This window comes from Falsigemmobacter faecalis (genome assembly GCF_003863335.1).
Classification (GTDB): Bacteria; Pseudomonadota; Alphaproteobacteria; order Rhodobacterales; family Rhodobacteraceae; genus Wagnerdoeblera; species Wagnerdoeblera faecalis.
In genome coordinates, this window is record NZ_RRAZ01000020.1 from 20520 (window position 1) to 41675 (window position 21156).

The window sequence follows — 21156 nt, forward strand, 5'->3', positions numbered from 1 at the left end:
CTTCCGGGAGCCTTAAGATGGAACTGCGCGAACATGGCCGCTATGACTGGTCGCCCCTGCCTGAGCGGGCGCATTATGACTGGCCCGGCGGCAAAAAGCTGGCCTTTTGCATCGCCAATAACATTGAGATCTTCAGCTACCGCGACGGACTTGGCAGCGACAGCGCCACGCTGACCGCGCCGCAGACGCATCGCAATTTCGCCTGGCGCGATTACGGCAACCGGGTGGGGCAGTGGTATCTCTTTGATCTGTTGGACGAATATGGCCTGCCCTCCTCGCATAACATCAACTCGCGGGTGCTGCGCCAATATCCGCAGATCCGCGAACGGATCCTTTCGCGCGGCGATGAGATCGTGGCGCATGGCCGCTCGAACGGAGAGCGCCAGGATGTGCTGCCGGAAGAAGAAGAGCGCCGCCTGATCCGAGAGGCCACCGCCGAGATCATTGAGCTGACCGGCAAACAGCCCAAAGGCTGGATGGGCCCCTATTTTGCGCAAAGCGAGGTCACCCTCGATCTGCTGCAGGAAGAGGGCTATGAGTTCATGCTCGACTGGCCGCTGGACGATCAGCCGGTCTGGATGCGCACCCGCCAGGGCCATATCCTCTCGGTGCCCTATTCGGTGGAGCTGAACGACAGCCCCGCAATGGTGTTCCGTCAGGAAGCGGCGGCATCGTTTGAGCGGATGATCATCGATCAGTTTGATGAGCTGCTGTTGCAGTCCCAAAAGCGCCCGCTGGTCTTCTCGCTGGTGACGCATAATTTCATCCTCGGCCAGCCCTACCGGCTGCGGGCTTTGCGCCGCGCGCTCGATCACATCCTGAAACACCGCGATGATCTGTGGATCACCACGGTGGGCGGCGTGAATGACTATATCCGCAGCCTGCCCGCAGAAACCCTGCCCGGTCAGCCCCACCGGGCGTGATCTTCGCCTGCCCGGAGCGCTACCCGGGCAGGCGCTGCCGTCAACCGCGCAGACGCGCGCGCAGCGCAATGGCGCGGCGGCGCCAAAGAAGCGGGCTGCCGCGCAGCGCATCGGCACCGCCCTCGCGGGCAAGCCCCAGACCCGCAAGCTCTTCGATGGTAAAATGCGGCGCAAGAAGCGCCAGCAGCGCGCGCGGGCGCAGCGGCGTCCAGGGCCCCTGCAGCGGGACCTGGCCCTGGCTTTCCCCCCGCGCCCAGTCAGCCCCTGCCCGCGAAACACGGTTGCGGGCAGAGATCAGAAGCTGCCCCCCGGGCTTCAGAACCCGCGCGATTTCCGCCAGCATCAGGGCGGGATCTGCCATATGTTCAAGGCTTTGCGGGACCACGATGGCATCAAGGCTGCGGTCCTCGCAGGGCAGGTGACCATCGGGGCAGAGGATCTCTCCCATGGCCCGCGTCACGCCCTCTCGTTCCAGCCGGTCGCGGATGAAGGTGAGGTTGTGGGGGTGCAGCTCGGCGACCAGAAGCTGTGCATCCTCCGGCAGACGCCCGGCCAGCAGGGTCGTGCTGGTGCCGCCCCAGGGCAGAAGTTCTGCCACCTTTGCGCCCTCAGGAAGCGGGGCCAGCATATCGAGCCAGGCCCTGGTCGCAGCCCCTTCGCGGCGCGAGGTATAGACACCGGCGAGGGGCGATTTTGCCCAGACACTATAGGCGCGGTAATCGGCAAGCTGCGCCCAGGACCAGCTTTGCGGGTTCCACTCGGCGAAGGGGTTTGAGACCCGCGAGATCGCATGGAAGGGATAGGCGGGCGCGGGTTTTGCGGGATAAATACTCTCCTCAGGCCGCTCAAACCGCCCGTAAGAGACCACAGTTTCCAGCGCGCGGCGCGGGGGTTTGCGCGCGGGGCTGTCAGGGGCCGCGCGGCCAAGCGCGATTGCGCCCTGGTTCTCGAAAATCGCGGGCAGCCCCAGAAGATCACGCACGGCCACCGGATCCCCGGTGCCCGCGTTCCACACCGAGGCCCAGCCGCGCAGATGTGCTGAGAGCATCAGATGATAGCCCGCTGCCGCAACCCCCTGGACCACCGAGAAATTGTCATGCGTCCAGCCCTTCTGGAAGCACAGATAGACCAGCGCCGCACAATCGCGGAAATGCGGATTGCCCCCCGCCAGATCGGCGGCGCGCGCCAGATCTTCGGGTTGATCCAGCACCACAAAATGCCAGGCCTGCTGGTTGCAGGAGGAGGGTGCCTCCAGCGCATCACGCAGCATGGCGTTCAGCTCATCGCTCGCAAGGCGCTCCTGCGTAAAGGCGCGACAGGAGAGGCGCGCGGCCAGCAGATCAAGAGCGCCCAGGGGCGCAGCAGAGGTCGGCATCTGGAAGTGACACTTTCTTCAGCAAAGGGTGTTCAGGAGAATTTTTACGGCTTCAGACGTAAGGCGCAGTATTGACAGTTCACAACAACAAAGCAAACTGTAAACAGTTTTCTATGATTGTAACGATTGGCGCGACGTACTCTCCCTGCGCCCCAACAGAGAGTCACACCATGAAAAAAACGATCGCCCTGCTGGGCATGACCGCAATGAGCGCAATTTTTGCCGCCTCGGGGGCAACGGCGCAGGAGTTTCGCCTGAACTTCGGGCATTATCTGTCGAACTCGCCCTTCGTGAAGGTCGAACAGGAGTTCGCGGCCCGCGTGGAAGAGCGCACCAATGGCCGGGTGAAAATCAATATCGTCTATTCGGGCGGTCTGGGCAAAGACTCGGAACTTCTGGGCCTTGTGGGTCGCGGCGCGATTGACCTCGCGGGCGTGGTGCCGGGCTATTACGGCGATCAGCTGCTCTATTCCAAAGCGCTGCAGACCCCCTTTGTGTTCAACAGCCCGGCTCAGGCGATTGAGATCGCGGATTACTCCTTCTCAGAGCTGCAGCCCTTCAAAGATGAGATGTCCCGCCTTGGCATCCACCGTCTCTTCCACCAGCCGGTCGACAGCTATTACATGACCGGCAAATCGGCAGACTGCCAGGATCCGGAAAAGCTGAAAGGCAAAAAGATCCGCAGCTTCGGCGCGCTGATCCCGCATATGATGACCGCTGTGGGCGCCACCCCGGTCACCGTTCCGCCGGGCGATCTTTATGAAGCCGTCGACCGCGGCACCATTGATTACTCTTTCGTGAACATGGGCAATATCGACGCCTACCGCCTTTATGAAGCAGGCAAATTCTCCTGCGGCCCGGCGATGGCGATTGCAGGCCACCTCGTGGTGATCTCGGACCGCACCTGGAAGCGCCTGCCGGCAGATATCCAGCAGGTCATCACCGAAGAAGCCGCCGCTGCGCAGGTTGCTTATGTCGAGTGGAGCAACACCCACGTCGAAGGCTCGATTGAGCGCGTGAAGGCCGGTGGCGGCGAAATCCTGGAGCTGAGCCCCGAAGCTCTGGCCGCCTGGAAAGCGAAAACCCCCGATCTGCTCGACGTTTGGGTGAACGATCTGAAAGGTCGTGGTCAGGGCGATCAGGCGGCGGAAGTCGCGAAAGTCTGGCGTGAGCGCACCGCGCAATAAGCGCAGCACAGACAAACCCTGACGAACGGAGACCGGGATGAAAACTCTCATCGAAAAACTGGCGGTATTTTCTGTCGCCCTTGGCAGCATCGGGCTGTTGCTTGCCATGCTGCTGAGCGTAGCCGATATCGTTGGCACCCACCTTGGAAGTCCGGTCCCCGGCACCCTGGAGTTTACTGAAAGCACCATGGTGCTTGTCGTCTTCGGCGGCATCACCTGGGCACAGATCCGGCGCAGCCATATCCGCGTTGAGCTGGTCTATATGCAGGTCAGCAAAAAGATGCGCTCGGTGATGGATATCATCACCTCGCTGGCGGGCATCGCTTTCTTCTTCCTGCTGACCTGGCAGGGCGGAGTGGAAGCGGTCTATGCCTGGGAAATCGGCGAATCGACCTCGGGTCTTGTGGCCTTCCCGATCTGGCCCGCGCGCTGGATCCTGGTCTTTGGCTCCAGCCTGATGATCCTGCAGCTGCTGGTGGATCTGTGGTACGACCTGACCCACTTCGGCAATCCGCATGAGCTGGAATTCGGCTGATCCCCTGTAACCTGCCGGACCCCGCCGCGCCGCCTGGCGTCTGCGGCGGGGTCCGGGACCTGCCAGAAACTTCCATTGGGGGCCTACCCAGATGTTTGATCCAGCCACCGCAGCGATCCTTGTGATCGGTCTGCTGTTTTTTCTGATGATTGCCGGTGTTCATATCGGCGTGGCCATGGGGCTTTGCGGCATCCTTGGTATCTATATGACGATGGGCGAATTTGCAGCCCTGGCCCAGGCGGGCTCGGTGCCGTTTGCCACCGTCAACAGCTTTACCCTTGCGGTTATTCCGCTCTTCATTCTGATGGGCTCGCTCGCCACACAGGCGCGGCTGACGACCGATCTTTATGCCGCGGCCTATAACTGGTTTGCGAAAATGCCCGGTGGTCTGGCCATGACCACCACCATCGCCTCGGCAGCCTTTGGCGCGGCCTCCGGCTCGACCATGGTGAATGCGGCCGTGTTCACCAAAATGGCCATGCCCGAGATGACCGCTGCCGGTTATGACAAGCGGCTGTCTTCGGGGGCGATTGCCTCGGCCGGTGTGCTTTCGGCCATGATCCCGCCTTCGGTTCTGATGGTGATCTATGCCATCACGACTGAGCAGTCGGTCGGCAAAATGCTGATCGCGGGCATTGTGCCGGGCATCATGACGGCCTTCATTTTCCTGCTCTGTATCTATGTCTGGGCCAAGCTGAAGCCCGAACATGCCCCGATGCCCGAGCATAATGTCACCATGAAAGAGAAGATCGGCTCGCTGAAAAACACCTGGGGCATTTTGCTGCTCTTCGGTGTGGTGATCGGCGGCATCTACGGCGGCTGGTTCATCCCGACCTATGCCGGTGCTGTCGGTGCTTTCGGGGCCTTCCTTCTGGTCTTTTACAAGCGCCGCGCCAGCCTGAAGACCCTGCGTGAGACCTTCCTTGAGGCGATCATGTCCTCAGCCACCATCTTCCTTGTGGTCTTTGGCGGCATGCTCTTTGCGCGCTTCCTGACCTATACCGGGCTTGTGGCTTCGGTCTCGGACTGGCTGATCCTGCAGGATCTGGCGCCCTTTACCTATCTGCTGGCCTTCGGCATCCTGTTTTTGATCCTTGGCTGCTTCATTGAGCCGATCGCCATCATGGTGATGACGCTGCCGGTGATGTTCCCGGTGATGATGAATGTGGGCTATGACCCGATCTGGCTGGGCGTTGTGGTCATCAAGATGTGCGAGATCTCACTGATCACGCCACCTGTGGGGCTGAACGTCTTTGTGGTGCGCTCCTCCTCACCGGTGCCGCTGCGTCTGGAGCAGGTCTTTGCGGGCGTTACCCCCTTCATCGCGATGGAAGTTCTGGCGCTTGGTCTGTTGATCATGTTCCCGGCCATTGTGACCTGGCTGCCCTCGATGATCGGCTGAGAAGGAAGGACCCTTTATGAGCACTCCCGTCAGCACTGAGATCCATGAGGCCGTTGCCTCTGCTCTGAAAACCCTGACAGCGCGGAGCGCCGCGCTGACATGGGAAGACCTTCCCGAGGACATCCGCATCCGTGCGGCGCGGGTGTTCTGCGACGATCTCGCCGCTCTGGTGGTGGCGGGGGCCGAGCCGGAACTTGCCGCGCTGCGCGAGGGTCTGGCCCGCGTGGCCGGTGTGGCAGAGGCTTCGGTCCTCGACGGCAGCCGCCCCGCGGTGAAAATGGACCGCTACTCGGCGGCGCTCGCCAATGGCTCTGCTGCGGATTGGGCTGAGCTTGACGGCGGTTACCGCGCCGTGGTCTGCCATGCAGCGCTTTACTGCATCCCCGCGCTGCTGGCCGAGGGCGAGGCCCGTGGCTCAACGCTGCGCGAGATGCTGCTGGCCCTGGTCGTCGGCTATGAGACCGTGGCGCGCGTCGCCCATGCCTTCAGCTTCCCCGGTCTGGTGCTGCATCCCCATGGCGGCCTTGCGACCGTGGGCGCCGCCGCTGCGGTGGCAAAACTGCGCGGTTCGGATGCGGAGACGGCGTTTAAGGCCATCACCACGGCGGCCACCCTTTGCCTGCCGGGTCCCTTCAATCATGCGGTCTCGGGCGCGCTGATCCGCAATATCTGGCCGGGGCTTTGCGCGCAAAACGGTATCCGCGCGGTGGACTGGGCGCCCCTTGGGCTGACGGGTTCTCCCTGGTCGCTGACGGAAGTCTTTGCCGATATCTTCGGGGGTGAGACCAATCCGGAGGCCCTGATCGAAGGCCTTGGTACGGAATGGAAAATCGCCGGCGGCTATCACAAGATGCACGCCTGCTGCCAATATGCCCATTCCACGGTCGAGGCTGTCCTGACGGCAACCCATGGCCGCGCGATCGCCGCCTCAGAGGTGGCTTCGGTCGAGGTTGCCACCCATTGGAAGGGCCGCAAACTTGACCGCCCGCAGCCCGGGACCAGCCTTGCCGCGAAATTCTCGATCCAGCACATCGCGGTCAGCACGCTTCTGAAAGGCCATGCGGGGGCTTCGGCTTTCGACCGGGCCTCGCTCTCGGACCCTGAGATGGTGGCGCTGCGCGCGCGCGTGACGATTTCCGCCTATCCGCAGGATCTGCCCTGGCCGAATGATCGCCCCGCGCTGGTGCGGATCACGCTTCAAAACGGCGAAGTGCTGGCGGGCGACTGCCTGAGCGCGCCGGGCGGGGCGGACCAGCCCTTCTCCGATGAGGCCATTACCGGCAAAATTCTTGGCAACCTCAGCGCCTGGCCCGCCGCCGAGCCGCGGATCGCAGAGATCCTGTTGCTCTCACCCGCGCGGCTTGACGCCCCCTGGGCGGATACGCTCACCGCGCTCACCGCCTGAAACGCATGGATAGTCCGAAGGGCCTCCCCCGGGCGGGAGGCCCTTTTTCATCGCCCGCACCGCAGGCCGCCAGCGCCCGGGCCAGATGCCCGCAGCATAAACGCCTGCAGATTTTGGTCTTCACGCGCGCGAGGGGCACACAAACCGACCGCGCGCAGAGGCGGTCGTCAAACGTCAGCGCGCCTGTCGATCCCCAAACAGGGGCAGCCCATCGGATCCCCCACACCTGATCGATCCTCTCTTGCAGCGCCAGGCCGCGGTCACAGGGCATGCCGCGGATGAGAAAATCCGCCGCCGCAGCTCCAGCGAAGGGCACAGCTGGAAGACACACGGGAAATAAGAGCCGGGTCGCCGCCACCGCATCTTCCGCGCAATGCTACAGGTTCCCGTCACCGCTACACTTCGCCGCAGGCCAGGCCGACTTCCGGCCATCCTCTCGTCTGCTCCGTGCCCTGCGTCAGGCCCCCGGCAGTTGCACTGCAAATGGCGAGCCATGTTTCACCAGCCTGTCAGGCAGGAATGACCTCGCCGCGCCTTCTTCCCGGCCGCCCGTTCTGACCGATAAGGCCGCAAATGGCAGGCCGGAAGGTCGAGCGACACAGGCCGCGCGAAACCCGGGGGATGTCCCCCTCCGGGCACCCGGCTGCACTCCCCCCCGGGAGAGAGGCTGAAACTTATCGGCGCCTCAACCGTTAAGTGCACAGTAAACCCGGCACTGCGGCTCTCCGGCGCAGGCCCAGAGAGGAGATGCCGCACGTGTATTCCGCCCAGATTCCGCCGCGAAGAGCACGCTCTGTTCATCCGTTTCATGCCCTCCTGCTGGCCTTTTTCTTCCCGCTCTTTTCGGGGACTTTTCTGGCCGATCTTGCCTATGCGCAGACCTATGAAATCCAATGGTCGAATTTCGCGGAATGGCTGAATGCAGCGGGGCTCGTCTTCGGCGGCGTCGCACTGCTGGCTGCGGTGGTCAGCTATATCTCCCGGCGCAGCACAGGGGGGGCACGGCGCGTCCTTTGGTATGGGGCAGCCCTGCTGGCGGCATGGATTACCGGGCTTTTCAATGCCTTCATTCACGCGCGTGACGCCTGGGGGATCATGCCTGATGCGCTTTGGTGGTCCGGGATCTCGGCGCTGCTTGCGCTCATTGCGTCATGGATCGCCTGGCGCGGATTTCCGGATCGGGGGGACGACTGATGCGCGCTTTCATCCTGACATCCGCCTTCGCCGCCCTCGCTTTGCCCGCTCTGGCCCAGGACATGCAGACGGGGCCTTCGCCCACCCTGCCCGCGCCTGCGCAGGGGCTTTTGCCCGAAATGACCATCCCGCGTCCCGCCGGATGGGAGGGCGCGCTGCCGCAGGTGCCTGAGGGCTACAGCATCAGCGCGATTGCCACCGGCCTGCAGATCCCACGCCAGCTTCTGGTGCTGCCGAATGGCGATATTCTGGTGGCAGAGGGCAAGGGCCAGGGCGCGCCTGCGATGCGGCCCAAAGATATTATCGCGGGCTTCATCAAGGGCTTGGGCAAAAGCCCCGAGCCCGGTGGTGACCGGCTGACGCTTCTGCGCGATGCGGACGGCGACGGCAGCTATGAGGTGCAGACCGTCTTTGCCGAAAACCTCAATTCGCCCTACGGCCTTGCCTTTTCAGAGGGCAATATCTGGGTGGCCAATCAGGATGCGGTGGTGCGGTTTGACTATACCGACGGCCAGACAGAGGCCGCGGGCCCGCCGCAGCTGCTGGCCCTGCTGCCCTCGGCGCTCAATCATCACTGGACCAAGGCCATGGCGATCAGCCCCGATGGCACGCTTTTGTATGTCGGCATCGGCTCGAACAGCAATATCACCGAGCGCGGCATGACGGCTGAGGCAGACCGCGCCATGGTCTGGGAAATCGACACCGCAACCGGGCGCCACCGTCCCTTTGCCACCGGGCTGCGCAATCCCACGGCGCTGACCTTCCGCCCGGGCAGCGACACGCTCTGGGCGGTGGTGAATGAGCGCGATGAGATCGGCCCGGACCTTGTGCCGGATTATCTGACCTCTGTGCAGGATGGCGGGTTCTATGGCTGGCCCTGGAGTTACTGGGGCCGGAATATTGACCGCCGTGTGAAGCCCGAAAACCCCGGAAAGGTGGCCGAAGCGCTGACGCCCGATTACGCGCTTGGCGCGCATGTGGCGGCTCTGGGGGTGCATTTCTCGGACCCCGTGATGGGACCGCAGTTCGCCGAAGGCGCTTTTGTCGGCATGCATGGCAGCTGGAACCGCAAAGATCCGGTTGGCTATAAGGTGGTCTTTGTGCCCTTCAGCGGGGCCGCGCCTGCGGGGGATCCGGTGGATGTGGTGACCGGATTTCTGACAGAAGACGGAGAGGCCCGCGGGCGTCCGGTGGGCGTCACGGTCGATCCGCGCGGCGCGCTTTTGATCGCGGATGATCTTTCAAACGCGGTCTGGCGGGTGACGCCGAATGCGCCGTAACACACGGGAGTGCCCCCGCCGGTCAGGACCGGCGGGGAGCAATTTTTACATCCTGAGCAGGACTTTACGCCCCCCCGACAGGCGGCGGATCTCCGAGAGCCGCGCCGGATTCAGAAGATCCTGCAGGGTGATTTCTTCCGCATAGCTGGTGCGGAACACCCCGCGGATGCCCCCGCGCACCCTGGCACGGAAGCTGTCGATTTTCTCAGGCGAGAGCGTCGCCATATGGTTCATCATCAGCCAGCCACTGACACTCCAGGCAGAGCCAAAGCCGCGCGGGATCTCAATCGCGCCCGGCGTCAGCCCGCCGTAAATACAGACCTGCTTCAAGCGGCGCGAGCCGTAGATGTCATAGGCCTCAGGCGGTGGGGCGAAGACCTCTTCCATCGCGGCCATGATCCGCGCGGCCAGCGTGCCGCCGCCGATGGCGTCAAAGGCAAGGCTTGCATCCGTTTGCGCCACCAGAGCCGCCAGGGCGTGATGAAACCCCGGATCGGAACTGTCGAGGGCATAGCGCGCCCCCTCTGCCAGAACGGCGTCGCGCGATGCCGCCGAGCGCAGGATATTGATGAGGGGGATGCCCTCCTCAGCGCAGAGCCGCTCCAGCATCCGGCCAAGGCTGGAGGCGGCGGCGGTGTGGACGATGGCGCGATGACCATCGCGGCGCATGGTGTCGATCATGCACAGCGCGGTCATCGGGTTCACAAAGCTCGAAGCGGCTTCCGAAGCCGGAAAGCCCGCGCCAAAGAAGATACAGTCCCGGGGCCGCGCCAGGCGGTGCTGCCCGAAGGCCGCGCCGCCGAAGACCGCCGCCGTCTGCCCGATCAGCGCCTCGGACTGAGGCCCCGCCGCAATCACCACCCCGGCCCCCTCCAGCCCCGGCGCCACCGAAAGATTGAGCCTGCGGTGGTTCAGCTGCGCCAGCGGCGCGGGAAGCGCGATCTCAATGGCCTCTGCGTCCTGACGCGCCAGCGCCGGATCGCCGCCCGCCAGCAGCAGATTGAGATCGGTCGGATTGACCGGCGCGGCCTCCATCCGCAGGACCACCTCATCGCCCCCGGGGGGGCGGATGTCCTGGGGCTCAAGGCTGAGACGGATCGCCCCGCCGGGCGTCAGGCGCGAGCGCAGGCTGAGACTTTGCAGCAGAATGTCTGTCACCGGTCTGACCTTTCAAAGGGCGGAATAGCCACCGTCGACCGCCAGGGTCTGCCCGGTGATGTGATCTGACGCGCGCGAGGCAAAGAGCAGAACCGGACCGGCCAGGTCCTGCTCTGCGCCAAGGCGGCCGCGCGGGGTATGGGCGAGCAGCGCTTCCTCATGGCTGTCGACGGTGCCTTTCGTCATTTTGGAGACGAAATAACCCGGCGCAATCGCATTGACGTTCACGCCCCGGCTGCCCCATTCCGCCGCCATGGCCCGCGTCAGGCTGATCACCCCGCCCTTGGAGGCGTTATAGGCCACCGTCCCCTCCATTGAGGGCAGATTGCCGGTCAGGCCGGTGACCGAGGCGATATTGACGACCCGCCCATAGCCCTGAGGCAGCATGGCGCGCCGCGCCACCTCGCGGCTGAGGGTGAACACCGCATCAAGGTTCAGCGCCATGACCTTGCGCCAGCCCTCATCGGGATAGTCCTCGGCGGGCGCGCCCCAGGTGGTCCCGGCGTTATTGACCAGGATCTCAATCCGCCCGGTCAGCGTAAGCGCCGCATCGGTAATCACAGTGGCGGCGCCAGGATCGGCCTGATCGCAGACCACAGTCAGCGCCCGGATGCCTTCGGCGGCCAGGGCCTCGCGCGCGGCGTCCAGTTCCGCCGCTTTGCGCGCCGTCAGCACCAGGGCCGCGCCCTGCCGGCCAAGCGCACGCGCCATCTGAAAGCCGATGCCGCGCGAGCCGCCGGTGACGATTGCCACCTGGCCTGAGAGATCGAAAAGCTGCGGCGCCATCACTTCGCCCCTTCGTTCAGCGCGGCAAACCCACGGCCCTCAGTGTTCAGCCGGGTGATCAGCGGTGCCGCTGCCCAGGCCCAGCCCTGATTGCCTTTGGCAAATTCGGCCATGCGTGCCGCAACCTTCGGCAGGCCCACACGATCGGCATAAAACATCGGCCCGCCCCGGAAGCGCGGGAAGCCATAGCCGTTCATCCAGACCGTATCAATGTCGAGCGGCCGCGCGGCGATCCCTTCTTCGAGCAGGCGCGCGCCTTCATTGGTCAGGGCGAAAAGGCAGCGCTCGACGATTTCCTCATCAGAGATCTGCCGCCGCACGAGGCCCAGACGGGCGGATTCCGCCACGATCATCGCCTCGACTTCCGGATCAACCCCGGGCTTTGCGCCAGGCTCTGCATAGATGTAATAGCCCCGCCCGGTTTTCTGACCAAACCAGCCCTGCTCGCAGATCAGATCGGGGACGCGCGAATAGGGCCGGTCAGGCTGCTCCGCGGCGCGGCGTTTGCGGATGTTCCAGCCGATGTCCTGGCCTGCCAGATCCATGGTGCGCAAAGGCCCCATGGCCATGCCCCAGCGTTCCATCGCGCCATCGACCTGGGCCGGCAGCGCACCCTCTTCGAGCAGCAGATAGGCCTGGCGGAGATATTCTTCAAACATGCGGTTGCCGATGAAGCCGTCACAGACCCCGGCCACCACACCGACTTTGCGGATCTGGCGTGCAAAGCCCATGACCGTGGCCAGGGTCTGCTGCGAGGTTTTCGCCCCGCGCACCACTTCAAGCAGCTTCATCAGATTGGCCGGGCTGAAGAAATGCAGCCCCACCACATCTTCGGGCCGCGCGGTGAAATCTGCGATCCGGTCGACATCCAGGGTCGAGGTATTGGAGGCGAGGATCGTGCCCGGATCGGCCAGGCGGTCAAGCTCGGTGAAGACCTTTTCCTTCACGCCCATATCCTCAAAGACCGCCTCAATGATCAGGTCATGGCCTTTGACATCGCTAAAATCACTGCTGTAGCTCAGCGCCGCGATCTGGGCGGTTGCCGCGGCCTCAGACAGACGCCCGCGGTCGCGGTTGCGCAGGATCGTGGCTTCTGACCGGGCGCGGGCGCGCTCCAGCGCCTCGGGGTTCAGGTCGATCACCCGTGCCTGCAGCCCCGCCTGCACGATGGCCAGCGAAATGCCGATCCCCATGGTGCCCGCGCCGATCACCGCGACGCGGCGGATCTCAGCGGCGCGCAGCGCGGGATCCAGCCCCGGCACCCGGGCAACCGCCCGCTCGGCCCCGAAAGCATAGCGCAGCGCGCGGGCGGGTTCCGAAACCAGCAGCGCGTCAAAGATGCGGTATTCTTCCGCAAGGCCCGCATCAAAATCAGCGCCCTGCCCGGCGCTGACCGCCGCAATCGCCGCCTCAACGGCCATGCGCAGGCCGGGGTTTTGCGGCTTTGCGCGCAGGGCGGCGACGGCTTCGTCAAAGCCCTCGGTGTTGAGCGGCAGATCACGCGGACGGCGGCGGCCGTCAGCGGCCACGCGCGCCGCAAAGGCCAGAGCCGCCGCGCGCAGATCACCCTCAGCCAGAGCATCGGCGAGACCGGCCTCATGGGCGGTCTTTGCCGTGATCGTGCTGCCTGCGGCGATCCATTCCAGCGCGCGAACCGCCCCGGTCAGACGCGGCAGCCGCTGGGTGCCGCCCGCGCCCGGGATCAGGCCCAGGGTCACCTCCGGCAGCGCAAAGCGCGCATCCTGAGCCGCCACGCGGTAATCGCAGCCAAGCGCCACCTCCAGCCCGCCCCCAAGCGCCGAGCCCTGGATCGCCGCCACCAGCGGCAGGCGGCAGGCATCAAGACGCGCGATGAGTGCGCGGATCGGGCCACCGACCTCAGCTGCATTGCGGTCAAACTCTGAGATATCGGCCCCGGCCGAGAACATCCGCCCCTCTGCCGCCAGCACGATCGCTCTGACCCCCGGCTGCGCCTCCAGCGCGTCGAGTTCCGCAGCGATCCCCTGGGGAATGCCCGCCGTGGCGGAAATCGGGTTCAGCGGCGGATTGGAAAAGACGATGACCCCGATGTCGTTCACGATCTGACTGGAAACCGGCATGGATACCCCCTGAATGCGCGGACGGGGCGAAGCTCTGCGGCGCGGTCCTGCCCGCGCTCTCCCCCCGCCTGAAGCGGTGTTGCGCGCCGCCACCCCCCTCCGGGCCACGGCGATTTCCCCAAGCGTTAGCGGAAGTTCAATTGTCCAACAAGTCTGCATTTCGCGGGCGCGCCTGCCATGTTAGAAGGGATTTCGCGGCTTGAGGGAGCGTGGGAATGTTTAAAAAGATCGCCGCCGTGCCGGCCTACCGCATCGTCTGCGACACCATTGAGGCGCGGATTCTCGACGGCTCTCTGCCGCCTGGCGCGCTGCTGCCGATTGAGACCGAGCTTTCCGCGCAGTTCGGACTGGCCCGTCATACCGTGCGCGAAGGGCTGCGCATTCTCGAAGAGGGCGGCTTTGTGCAGCGCGAGGCGGGGCGGCGGCTCTACGTGCGCCTGCCCGATCATGCGGAGCTGGCGCCACGCGCCTCGCGGGCGCTGATGATGCAGCGTGTGACCTTTCGCGAGCTGCTGGAGGTCACGCTGGCGCTGGAACCTGCGGCGGCCACGGGTGCGGCGCTGCGGGCAAAACCCTCTGATATCAAAGACCTGGAGGACATTCATCAGGCCATGGCCGCAGCTTCCGCAAAGGGTGAGACCATCACCCCCTTTGACATCGCCTTTCACAGCCGCATCGCCGAGATCGGCGGCAATAAGGCGCTGCTGCTGGCGCGCGAGCCGATCTCGGCGCTGTTTTACCCCGCGCTGGAGCGGCTGATGCAGGCCCCGGCGGATCCCCTGGTGACCCGGGCGCGGATGCTGCAGGCGCATCGCGCGATCATTGATGCCCTGGCCTGCGGGGAGGCCGACAGGGCGGGTCTGTGGATGACGCGGCATATGCGCGATTTCCGGCGCGGCTATGAGCTTTACGGCTTCGATCTGGATGAGGCTCTGGGCGCTGCTGCGGGGTGAACCTGCCGATAATTCACATATGTGAATGAATGATGCAGATAGGCATTAGCTCTGGAAGATCCCGCCCAATCAGCGAAGTCTGGGCCCAGGGAGTGTCGGGGCCTGTGCCTGCGCGTTGCGCAGGCACGCCCGGCTGTCACAGAGATCTTGGGAGGATCGCATGAAAGATCTGGAAACCAGCCACAGCGGCGCGGCGGATGTGCTGGATGTCATCGTGGTGGGCGGCGGCTTCGGCGGCATGTGCGCCAGCTATACCTTCCGGGAAATGGGCCTGAACATTCAATGCTTTGAGGCCGGATCGGACCTTGGCGGCGTCTGGTTCTGGAACCGCTATCCGGGCGCGCGCGTCGATCTGCCGAGCATCGATTACTCCTTCTCTTTCGCCCCTGAGATTGAGCAGGAGTGGACCTGGTCGGAAGAATTCGCCGCCCAGCCGGAACTGCTGAAATATATCGATTTCGTGGCCAGCCGCCTCGATCTGCGCAAACATTTCCGCTTCAACACCCGCATCACCGGCGCCCGCTGGGATGAGGCGGCACAGATCTGGCATGTCAGCACCGACAAGGGCGACACCCTGCGCGCGCGCCACTGCGTGATGGCGACCGGGCCGCTGTCGATCCAGAAGACCCCCGATATTGCCGGCTACGGCCGCTTTAAGGGCGAATCCTATCTCTCGGGCTCCTGGCCGCAGGATCCGGTCAGCTATGCCGGCAAACGCGTCGGTGTGATCGGCGTCGGCTCCACCGGCATTCAATGCGTGCAGGAAGTCGGCCCCCAGGCGGGTGAGCTGTTCGTCTTCCAGCGCACGCCCAGCTTTACCATGCCGATGCGCAACCAGAAGCTCTCGGCCGAATATGTCGCCGATGTGAAGCGCAACTACGCAGGCCTTCGCGCCGCGGCCCGCGCCTCCACCGTCGGCGGTCTGCGCCCGCAGTCGAGCCGCGCGTTTTATTCCGTGACGCCCGAAACCCGCCGCGCGCTTTTGGAAGATGCCTGGAAACTCGGCGGTCTGTGCATCCTTGGCACCTTCTCGGATCTGATGACCAACCAGGAGGCCAACGACTATGTCGCTGAATTCCTGCGCGAAAAGATCGGCGACGTGGTGAAGGACCCGGTGACGGCCGAAAAGCTGAAGCCCCGCGGCTATCCGGTCTTTGCGCGCCGCGCCTGCCTCGATACCAGCTATTATGAGACCTATAATCTGCCCAATGTCCATCTGCTGGACTGCGTGGAAGACCCGATCCTTGAGATCACCGAGAAGGGCATTCGCCTTGGATCGGGTGAGGTTGAACTGGATATGATCATCTTCGCCACCGGCTATGATGGTCTGACCGGCGCGCTGATGGCCTTTGATGTGGAAGGCCGCGACGGGCTGACGCTGAAGGACAAATGGCAGGACGGCCCGCGCTCTTTCCTCGGGGTGGGCATTGCGGGTTTTCCGAACTTCTTCATGACCGTCGGCCCGAACGGCCCCTCGGCGCTGGCCAATATCATCCGGATCAATGAAACGGATATCTCGCTGATCGCCCGTGCGATCCGCCATATGGATGAGAACGGCCTCTCCGCCATGGAGCCGCGCGAGAGCGCCGAAGAGGCCTGGATGGAGCAGATCCGCGATGCGGCCGGACGCTCGCTGCTGTCCAAGGCGAAAACCTGGTATGTCGGCGCCAATGTGCAGGGCAAATCGCAGGGCCTGACCATGTTCACCGGCGGCTTTGCCAAATACGCCGAGGCCTGTGAAGCGGCGGCAAAAGACGGCTTCCACGCCTTCCGTTTTGAGCCCGTCCGCGCCCTCGCGGCCGAATAAATCCTGAAGGCTCAGGCCCTCGCCACCGGCAGCCCGACAGCGGGTCTGCCGGTGGGTTTATGCTGCGTTTTGCGCATCGCCGGATCGGTGAGGCGGGAAACAGGGTAATCCTGTCAATGCATTGATTTATATTAAACTTCACATTTGTGAATGAGAACTTCCCGGATGCGTTGTGCTTTGACAATCCCCGGGCGGGATTGAACAATTCAGATATAGCGCTGGCACCGGAGGGGGTGTGAGGCGCTGTGGGAGGAAACTATGTTTGGCCTGATGCAGGATCGTCCGCTGCTCATCTCATCGCTGCTTGAGCATGCAGAGAACTATCACCCCGGATCGGAAATCATCAGCGCGACCTGCGAAGGTCCGCTGGTGCGCAGCACCTGGAAGTCGCTGGCGCTGCGGGTGCGCAGGCTGGCGCAGGCGCTGGAAAAGCTCGGTGTAAAACCGGGCGACCGGGTGGCCACGCTGGCCTGGAACACCCACCGCCATGTGGAGCTTTACTTCGCGGTCTCGGGCATGGGGGCGGTGCTGCATACCGTCAACCCGCGGCTCTTTCCCGAGCAGATCGATTATATCGTCAACCACGCGGGCAGCACGGTGCTGCTCTTTGATATCACCTTTGCAAAGCTGGTCGGCGATCTGCGCGACCGCCTGCCGGGGATCGGCCATTTCGTGGCGCTGACCGATGAGGCGCATATGCCCGCAGAGGCAGGTCCCGCGCTGTGCTATGAAACGCTGCTCTCAGCTGAAGAAGGCGTCTTTGACTGGCCGGTCTTTGATGAAAACACCGCCTCGTCGCTCTGCTATACCTCAGGTACGACCGGAAATCCCAAGGGCGTGCTTTACAGCCATCGCTCGAGCGTGCTGCATTCCTTCATGGTCTGCACCGTGGACGGGCTGGCGCTCTCGTCGGGAGATACCACGCTGCTGGTGGTGCCCCTGTTCCACGTCAACGCCTGGGGCATGCCCTATGCTTCGGCGATGTGCGGCGCAAATCTGGTGCTGCCGGGGCCGAAGCTCGACGGCGAAAGCCTCTATAAGCTGGCCACCACTGAGAAATGCACCTTCACGCTGGGCGTGCCGACCGTCTGGCTGAGCCTGCTGCAATATATCGAAAACACCCCCGGCGCTGCGGTCTCGGATCTGCCCTTTACCCGGCTGATGATCGGCGGCTCGGCGGCGCCGCGCGCCATGGTCGAGACCTTTGAGAAAGGCGGCGTGCCCGTCGTTCAGGCCTGGGGCATGACGGAAACCAGCCCGGTTGCGGCGGTGGGCAATCTGCTGCCCAAGCATGCCTCGCTGAGTCAGGAAGAAAAGATCGACATCAAGGTCCGCCAGGGCCGCGCGGTCTACGGTGTTGAGCTGAAGATCACCGATGAAGAGGGCGCAGCCCTGGCGCAGGATGGCACCCGCTCGGGCGATCTCTGGGTGCGTGGCCCCTGGATCACCCGTGGCTATTTCGGCGGCGAGGGCGGCGAGCAGCTTGACGCCGACGGCTGGTTCCCCACCGGCGATGTCGCCCGTATCGACACCGAGGGCTATGTCACCCTGACCGACCGCTCGAAAGATGTGATCAAATCGGGCGGCGAATGGATCAGCTCGATCGATCTTGAGAATGCCGTCATGGGCCATGCCGCCGTGCAGCAAGCCGCGGTGATCGGCGTGCCGCATCCCAAATGGCAGGAGCGTCCGCTTCTGGTGGTGGTGAAAAAGCCCGGCGCTGAGGCCGAGCCGAAAGCCCTGCTCGATTATCTTTCTGAGCGCGTGGCGCGCTGGTGGCTGCCCGATGACGTCGTTTTCGTCGACGCCCTGCCCCATACCGCCACCGGCAAAGTGCAAAAGCTGAAGCTGCGCGAGCAGTTCCGCGACCACGTGCTGCCTACGGCCTGAGGGCGCGCCGCAAGGCCCTCTCTCCCCCCTTTCCTTTCGCGTGGCGGGCCCTGTCCTGCCGCGCCGATGAAGACCAGGAGTTTCCATGCCCCAGATGATCTTTGACGATGAAGACGGCACCTTCGGCCTGCTGCGCGACAGCGTCAGCGGCTTTGCCGCCGACTTCCATGGCCCGACCCGGATGCGCGCCCGCCGGGCGGCGGGGAGCGATCTTGACCGCGACCTCTGGGCGGCCATGGCCGATGCGGGCTGGCTGGGCCTGAGCATCCCCGAAGAGCTGGGCGGCTCGGGTCTGGGTCCGCGCGCGCAGGCCGTGCTCAGCGAGGCGCTTGGCCGCGAGCTGATCTCTGAGCCGCTGGCTTTCCTCGCGGTTTTCTCAGGCGCGCTGCTGTCGCAGTCCGACGAAAGCGCCGCGCGCGCGCGTCTGATCGAGGGGCTGATCGACGGCTCGCTGGTCGTCACCCCGGCGGTTCAGGGCGTGGATGGCGCGCTGTCGCCGCTGAAAGCTGTAGCCACGCAAAGCGGTCTTTCGCTGAGCGGTGAGGCGCATTTCGTCAATGCCGCGGCTTCGTCCGATGAGCTGCTGGTGCTGGCAGCACAGGGGGATGAGGTGCTGCTGGTCGCTGTGCCGCGCGCGCTGACCACCGTGACCCTGCGCCCGACGCTGGACGGCGCGCAGCTTGGCCGCGTGGCGCTGGAAAACGCCGAAATCTCCGCTGACCGCATTTTGTCGCGTCAGGGCCTGACTCTGGCTGAGGCCGCCGTCAATACCACCCGTCTCGCGCTGGCGGCAGAGCTTGCGGGCAATGCCTCAAAGGCGCTGGAAATCACCGTCGGCTATACCTCTGAGCGCGTGCAGTTCGGCAAGCCGATCGCAGCCTTCCAGTCGCTGCAGCACCGCATGGTCGATATGTGGGCCGATGCGGAATTTGCCTGCTCGGCCGTGGTCAATGCCTGCGACCGCCAGGACGAGGGCGATGCCCTGGCCGCGCATCTCTCGATCCTCGCCGCCAAAGCCCGCGCGGGTGATGCGGCGGTCACCGTGGGCCGCCGCGCCATCCATCTGCATGGTGCCATGGGCTTCACCGATGAATGCGACATCGGCCATTACATGAAACGCGCCGTCGCCCTGAATTCCGCGCTCGGCCAGCCCGAGGCGCTGCGCCTGCAGTTCCTCGCCCTTGAGCGCGCTGCCTGAAAGGTCCTCCCATGAGAAACGAACTGATCAAAGTCACCATCGAGAACCATGTGGCTCTGGTGAAAATGGATGCGCCGCCGGTCAATGCCTGGTCGCTGGCCTTCACGGAAGAATTCCTCGAAGTTTTTGACGAGCTTTATGAGGCAAGCAATGTGCGCTGCATCGTCGTCACCGGCCGCGAGAAGATGTTCTCGGCCGGGGCCGATATCAAACAGCGCACCTCGGTCAGCGGTGTTGCGGGCAATCTGACCCGCCACATGCGCCGGATGCGCGAAGTCGGCAATACCGTCATGGAGATGAACAAGCCGGTGATCGCCGCCGTCAACGGCCCGGCACTGGGCGTGGGCATGGCGCCGATCATCAACGCCGATATCATCCTGGCTTCTGACAATGCCTTCTTCTGCATGCCGGAAATCGACATCGGCCTGATGGGCGGTGCCGCCCATACCATGTCGCTTTTCCCGCATTCGCTGGCGCGCCGCATGATCCTGACGGGCTACCGCCTGCCCGCAGCGGAAGCCTACCGCCGCGGCATCATTGAGGCCTGCCTGCCGCTGGAAGAGCTGCTGCCGGCGGCCATGGAGATGGCAAACAACATCGCCTCGAAAAGCCCGAAAGCCATCGGCCTTGCCAAGCGCGCGATCAATACCGTCCGCTCGATGCCGCTGCGCGAGGGCTACCGCTTTGAGCAGAATCTGACCAATGAGATGACGCAGCATGAGGACTCGAAAGAGGCCATGCGGGCCTTCCTCGAAAAGCGTAAACCCGTGTTCAAGGACAACGTATAATGGCCGAGGCACAGCAAAACTGGAACGCCATGCCGGACGAAGACTTCCGGCAGATCTTCCGCACCTGGGCTGACGCCAACTGCCCCGCTGAGCTGCGCTTCATGCGCAAACAGCGCCCCCTCTATGAAGAGGTGAAGGTCTGGTATCAGGCGCTGGCCGACAAGGGCTGGCTCTCGCCGCTCTGGCCGCAGGACTATGGCGGCATGGGTCTGAACCCGGCCAAACATATGATTTACGTGGAAGAATGGGCCCGCCTCGGCTGCCCGCGCATCCCGGATCACGGCATCGGCCTGACCGGCCCGCTGCTGCTGCATTACGGCTCGGACGAGCAAAAAGAGTTCTTCCTGCCGAAGATCCTGACCGGCGAGCATGTCTGGTGCCAGGGCTATTCCGAGCCGGGCTCGGGCTCGGATCTGGCCTCGATGCGCACCACCGCGGTGCGTGACGGCGATGATTATGTCATCAACGGCCAGAAAATCTGGACCACGCTGGCGCATTGCGCCAATTGGATCCTGCTGCTGGTGCGCACCGATAAGGACGCGAAAAAGCCGCAACAGGGCATTTCGGTGCTGCTGGCGCCGCTGGATCTGCCGGGCGTGACCGTGCGTCCGATCCCGAACCTGCGCGAAGAGGCCGATTTCTGCGAGGTCTTCTTCGACAACGTCCGCGTTCCGGTCTCGGCCCTGGTGGGCGAAGAGAACAAGGGCTGGACGCTGGCGAAAACCGTCCTCAGCCATGAGCGCATCTTCCTTGGCGCGCCGACCCGGCCCGAATATGCCCTGGCGCGTCTGCAGGCGCTGGCGGAAGCGCGGGGCGCTTTCAACGATCCGGCCTTCGTGTCGCGCTTTGCGAAACTGCGCCTTGATGTCTATGACCTTGGCTCTGCCTTTGAGCGCTTTGCCCGCGTGCTGCGCCAGGGCGGCGAGCTTGGGGCCGATGTCTCGGTACTGAAACTCTTCAACACCGAGCTTTATCAACGCATCACCGAAGAAATGCTGGAGATCGTGGGCGAAGAAGCCCGGTTCAACGACGATCTGGACGCCGACGATATCATGATCGACGCGATGAACCTTTATCTCGACTCGCGCGCCCCGGCGATTTTCGGCGGCTCGAATGAGATCCAGCGCAACATTCTGGCCAAAGCCGTTCTGCGGCTGCCGGGCTGACCCCCGAAAA

At 64.1% G+C, this 21156-nt stretch carries 17 protein-coding genes; 13 read left to right on the top strand and 4 right to left on the bottom strand.

Annotation, left to right across the window (positions count from 1 at the left end; translation table 11 throughout):
• Positions 1 to 17: 17 nt before the first annotated feature.
• Entirely contained in the window at positions 18 to 923 is a 906-nt protein-coding gene (locus tag EG244_RS13625; protein WP_124965543.1) for a polysaccharide deacetylase family protein, read from the top strand.
• A gap of 40 nt (positions 924 to 963) precedes the next feature.
• On the opposite strand, the gene EG244_RS13630 is transcribed toward EG244_RS13625, so the two are convergent.
• Complete coding sequence (locus EG244_RS13630) at positions 964 to 2298, bottom strand: nitroreductase family protein (RefSeq protein ID WP_124965544.1); 1335 nt, start codon at positions 2296 to 2298, stop codon at positions 964 to 966.
• Between the two features lie 170 nt (positions 2299 to 2468).
• Here EG244_RS13630 and EG244_RS13635 point away from each other — a divergent pair, with 170 nt between their 5' ends.
• The 6 genes from EG244_RS13635 to EG244_RS13660 all read left to right on the top strand — a co-directional run bounded on the left by EG244_RS13635 (position 2469) and on the right by EG244_RS13660 (position 9301).
• On the top strand, positions 2469 to 3485 hold the full coding sequence (locus EG244_RS13635; protein WP_158617312.1) for a TRAP transporter substrate-binding protein: 1017 nt from the start codon (positions 2469 to 2471) through the stop codon (positions 3483 to 3485).
• A gap of 37 nt (positions 3486 to 3522) precedes the next feature.
• A complete protein-coding gene (locus tag EG244_RS13640; RefSeq protein WP_124965546.1) occupies positions 3523 to 4020 on the top strand; it encodes a TRAP transporter small permease subunit in 498 nt (165 codons plus the stop codon).
• Between the two features lie 91 nt (positions 4021 to 4111).
• On the top strand, positions 4112 to 5422 hold the full coding sequence (locus tag EG244_RS13645; RefSeq protein ID WP_124965547.1) for a TRAP transporter large permease: 1311 nt from the start codon (positions 4112 to 4114) through the stop codon (positions 5420 to 5422).
• A gap of 16 nt (positions 5423 to 5438) precedes the next feature.
• The gene (locus tag EG244_RS13650) at positions 5439 to 6827 is read left to right on the top strand and encodes an MmgE/PrpD family protein (RefSeq protein ID WP_124965548.1); all 1389 of its coding nucleotides are present in this window, start codon (positions 5439 to 5441) and stop codon (positions 6825 to 6827) included.
• 756 nt (positions 6828 to 7583) lie between these two features.
• On the top strand, positions 7584 to 8021 hold the full coding sequence (locus EG244_RS13655) for a DUF2231 domain-containing protein (protein ID WP_124965549.1): 438 nt from the start codon (positions 7584 to 7586) through the stop codon (positions 8019 to 8021).
• The gene (locus tag EG244_RS13660; protein WP_124965550.1) at positions 8021 to 9301 is read left to right on the top strand and encodes a PQQ-dependent sugar dehydrogenase; all 1281 of its coding nucleotides are present in this window, start codon (positions 8021 to 8023) and stop codon (positions 9299 to 9301) included. Before EG244_RS13655 ends, EG244_RS13660 begins: the two co-directional genes overlap by 1 nt.
• A gap of 45 nt (positions 9302 to 9346) precedes the next feature.
• On the opposite strand, the gene EG244_RS13665 is transcribed toward EG244_RS13660, so the two are convergent.
• The 3 genes from EG244_RS13665 to EG244_RS13675 are packed head-to-tail and all read right to left on the bottom strand — an operon-like array spanning position 9347 to position 13344.
• On the bottom strand, positions 9347 to 10459 hold the full coding sequence (locus EG244_RS13665) for an MDR/zinc-dependent alcohol dehydrogenase-like family protein (RefSeq protein WP_124965551.1): 1113 nt from the start codon (positions 10457 to 10459) through the stop codon (positions 9347 to 9349).
• 12 nt (positions 10460 to 10471) lie between these two features.
• Complete coding sequence (locus EG244_RS13670; RefSeq protein ID WP_124965552.1) at positions 10472 to 11245, bottom strand: SDR family oxidoreductase; 774 nt, start codon at positions 11243 to 11245, stop codon at positions 10472 to 10474.
• A complete protein-coding gene (locus tag EG244_RS13675; protein ID WP_124965553.1) occupies positions 11245 to 13344 on the bottom strand; it encodes a 3-hydroxyacyl-CoA dehydrogenase NAD-binding domain-containing protein in 2100 nt (699 codons plus the stop codon). Before EG244_RS13675 ends, EG244_RS13670 begins: the two co-directional genes overlap by 1 nt.
• 215 nt (positions 13345 to 13559) lie before the next feature.
• On the opposite strand from EG244_RS13675, the gene EG244_RS13680 reads away from it, so the two are divergent.
• From EG244_RS13680 to EG244_RS13705, 6 genes are all read left to right on the top strand, one after another.
• On the top strand, positions 13560 to 14297 hold the full coding sequence (locus EG244_RS13680; protein WP_124965554.1) for a FadR/GntR family transcriptional regulator: 738 nt from the start codon (positions 13560 to 13562) through the stop codon (positions 14295 to 14297).
• Between the two features lie 160 nt (positions 14298 to 14457).
• Positions 14458 to 16104: a flavin-containing monooxygenase gene (locus EG244_RS13685; RefSeq protein WP_124965555.1), complete on the top strand. Its 1647-nt coding sequence runs from the start codon at positions 14458 to 14460 to the stop codon at positions 16102 to 16104.
• Between the two features lie 258 nt (positions 16105 to 16362).
• Positions 16363 to 17994 (top strand): long-chain-fatty-acid--CoA ligase, encoded by a 1632-nt coding sequence (locus EG244_RS13690; RefSeq protein WP_124965556.1) that lies wholly within the window; start codon positions 16363 to 16365, stop codon positions 17992 to 17994.
• An 85-nt stretch (positions 17995 to 18079) separates the two neighbouring features.
• Positions 18080 to 19192: an acyl-CoA dehydrogenase family protein gene (locus EG244_RS13695; protein WP_124965557.1), complete on the top strand. Its 1113-nt coding sequence runs from the start codon at positions 18080 to 18082 to the stop codon at positions 19190 to 19192.
• Between the two features lie 11 nt (positions 19193 to 19203).
• Positions 19204 to 19980, top strand: coding sequence for an enoyl-CoA hydratase/isomerase family protein (locus tag EG244_RS13700; protein WP_124965558.1), 777 nt, complete (start codon positions 19204 to 19206; stop codon positions 19978 to 19980).
• A complete protein-coding gene (locus EG244_RS13705) occupies positions 19980 to 21146 on the top strand; it encodes an acyl-CoA dehydrogenase family protein (protein ID WP_124965559.1) in 1167 nt (388 codons plus the stop codon). Before EG244_RS13700 ends, EG244_RS13705 begins: the two co-directional genes overlap by 1 nt.
• The last annotated feature ends 10 nt before the right edge of the window (positions 21147 to 21156 follow it).

Excerpts from the sequence above, each read along its gene's own strand:
- EG244_RS13645 (WP_124965547.1), top strand. The coding sequence starts at position 4,112 with ATGTTTGATCCAGCCACCGCAGCGATCCTTGTGATCGGTCTGCTGTTT.
- EG244_RS13695 (WP_124965557.1), top strand. The coding sequence starts at position 18,080 with ATGCCCCAGATGATCTTTGACGATGAAGACGGCACCTTCGGCCTGCTG.
- EG244_RS13685 (WP_124965555.1), top strand. The coding sequence starts at position 14,458 with ATGAAAGATCTGGAAACCAGCCACAGCGGCGCGGCGGATGTGCTGGAT.
- EG244_RS13625 (WP_124965543.1), top strand. The coding sequence starts at position 18 with ATGGAACTGCGCGAACATGGCCGCTATGACTGGTCGCCCCTGCCTGAG.
- EG244_RS13640 (WP_124965546.1), top strand. The coding sequence starts at position 3,523 with ATGAAAACTCTCATCGAAAAACTGGCGGTATTTTCTGTCGCCCTTGGC.
- EG244_RS13650 (WP_124965548.1), top strand. The coding sequence starts at position 5,439 with ATGAGCACTCCCGTCAGCACTGAGATCCATGAGGCCGTTGCCTCTGCT.
- EG244_RS13675 (WP_124965553.1), bottom strand. The coding sequence starts at position 13,344 with ATGCCGGTTTCCAGTCAGATCGTGAACGACATCGGGGTCATCGTCTTT.
- EG244_RS13630 (WP_124965544.1), bottom strand. The coding sequence starts at position 2,298 with ATGCCGACCTCTGCTGCGCCCCTGGGCGCTCTTGATCTGCTGGCCGCG.
- EG244_RS13680 (WP_124965554.1), top strand. The coding sequence starts at position 13,560 with ATGTTTAAAAAGATCGCCGCCGTGCCGGCCTACCGCATCGTCTGCGAC.
- EG244_RS13700 (WP_124965558.1), top strand. The coding sequence starts at position 19,204 with ATGAGAAACGAACTGATCAAAGTCACCATCGAGAACCATGTGGCTCTG.
- EG244_RS13705 (WP_124965559.1), top strand. The coding sequence starts at position 19,980 with ATGGCCGAGGCACAGCAAAACTGGAACGCCATGCCGGACGAAGACTTC.
- EG244_RS13690 (WP_124965556.1), top strand. The coding sequence starts at position 16,363 with ATGTTTGGCCTGATGCAGGATCGTCCGCTGCTCATCTCATCGCTGCTT.
- EG244_RS13635 (WP_158617312.1), top strand. The coding sequence starts at position 2,469 with ATGAAAAAAACGATCGCCCTGCTGGGCATGACCGCAATGAGCGCAATT.
- EG244_RS13670 (WP_124965552.1), bottom strand. The coding sequence starts at position 11,245 with ATGGCGCCGCAGCTTTTCGATCTCTCAGGCCAGGTGGCAATCGTCACC.
- EG244_RS13660 (WP_124965550.1), top strand. The coding sequence starts at position 8,021 with ATGCGCGCTTTCATCCTGACATCCGCCTTCGCCGCCCTCGCTTTGCCC.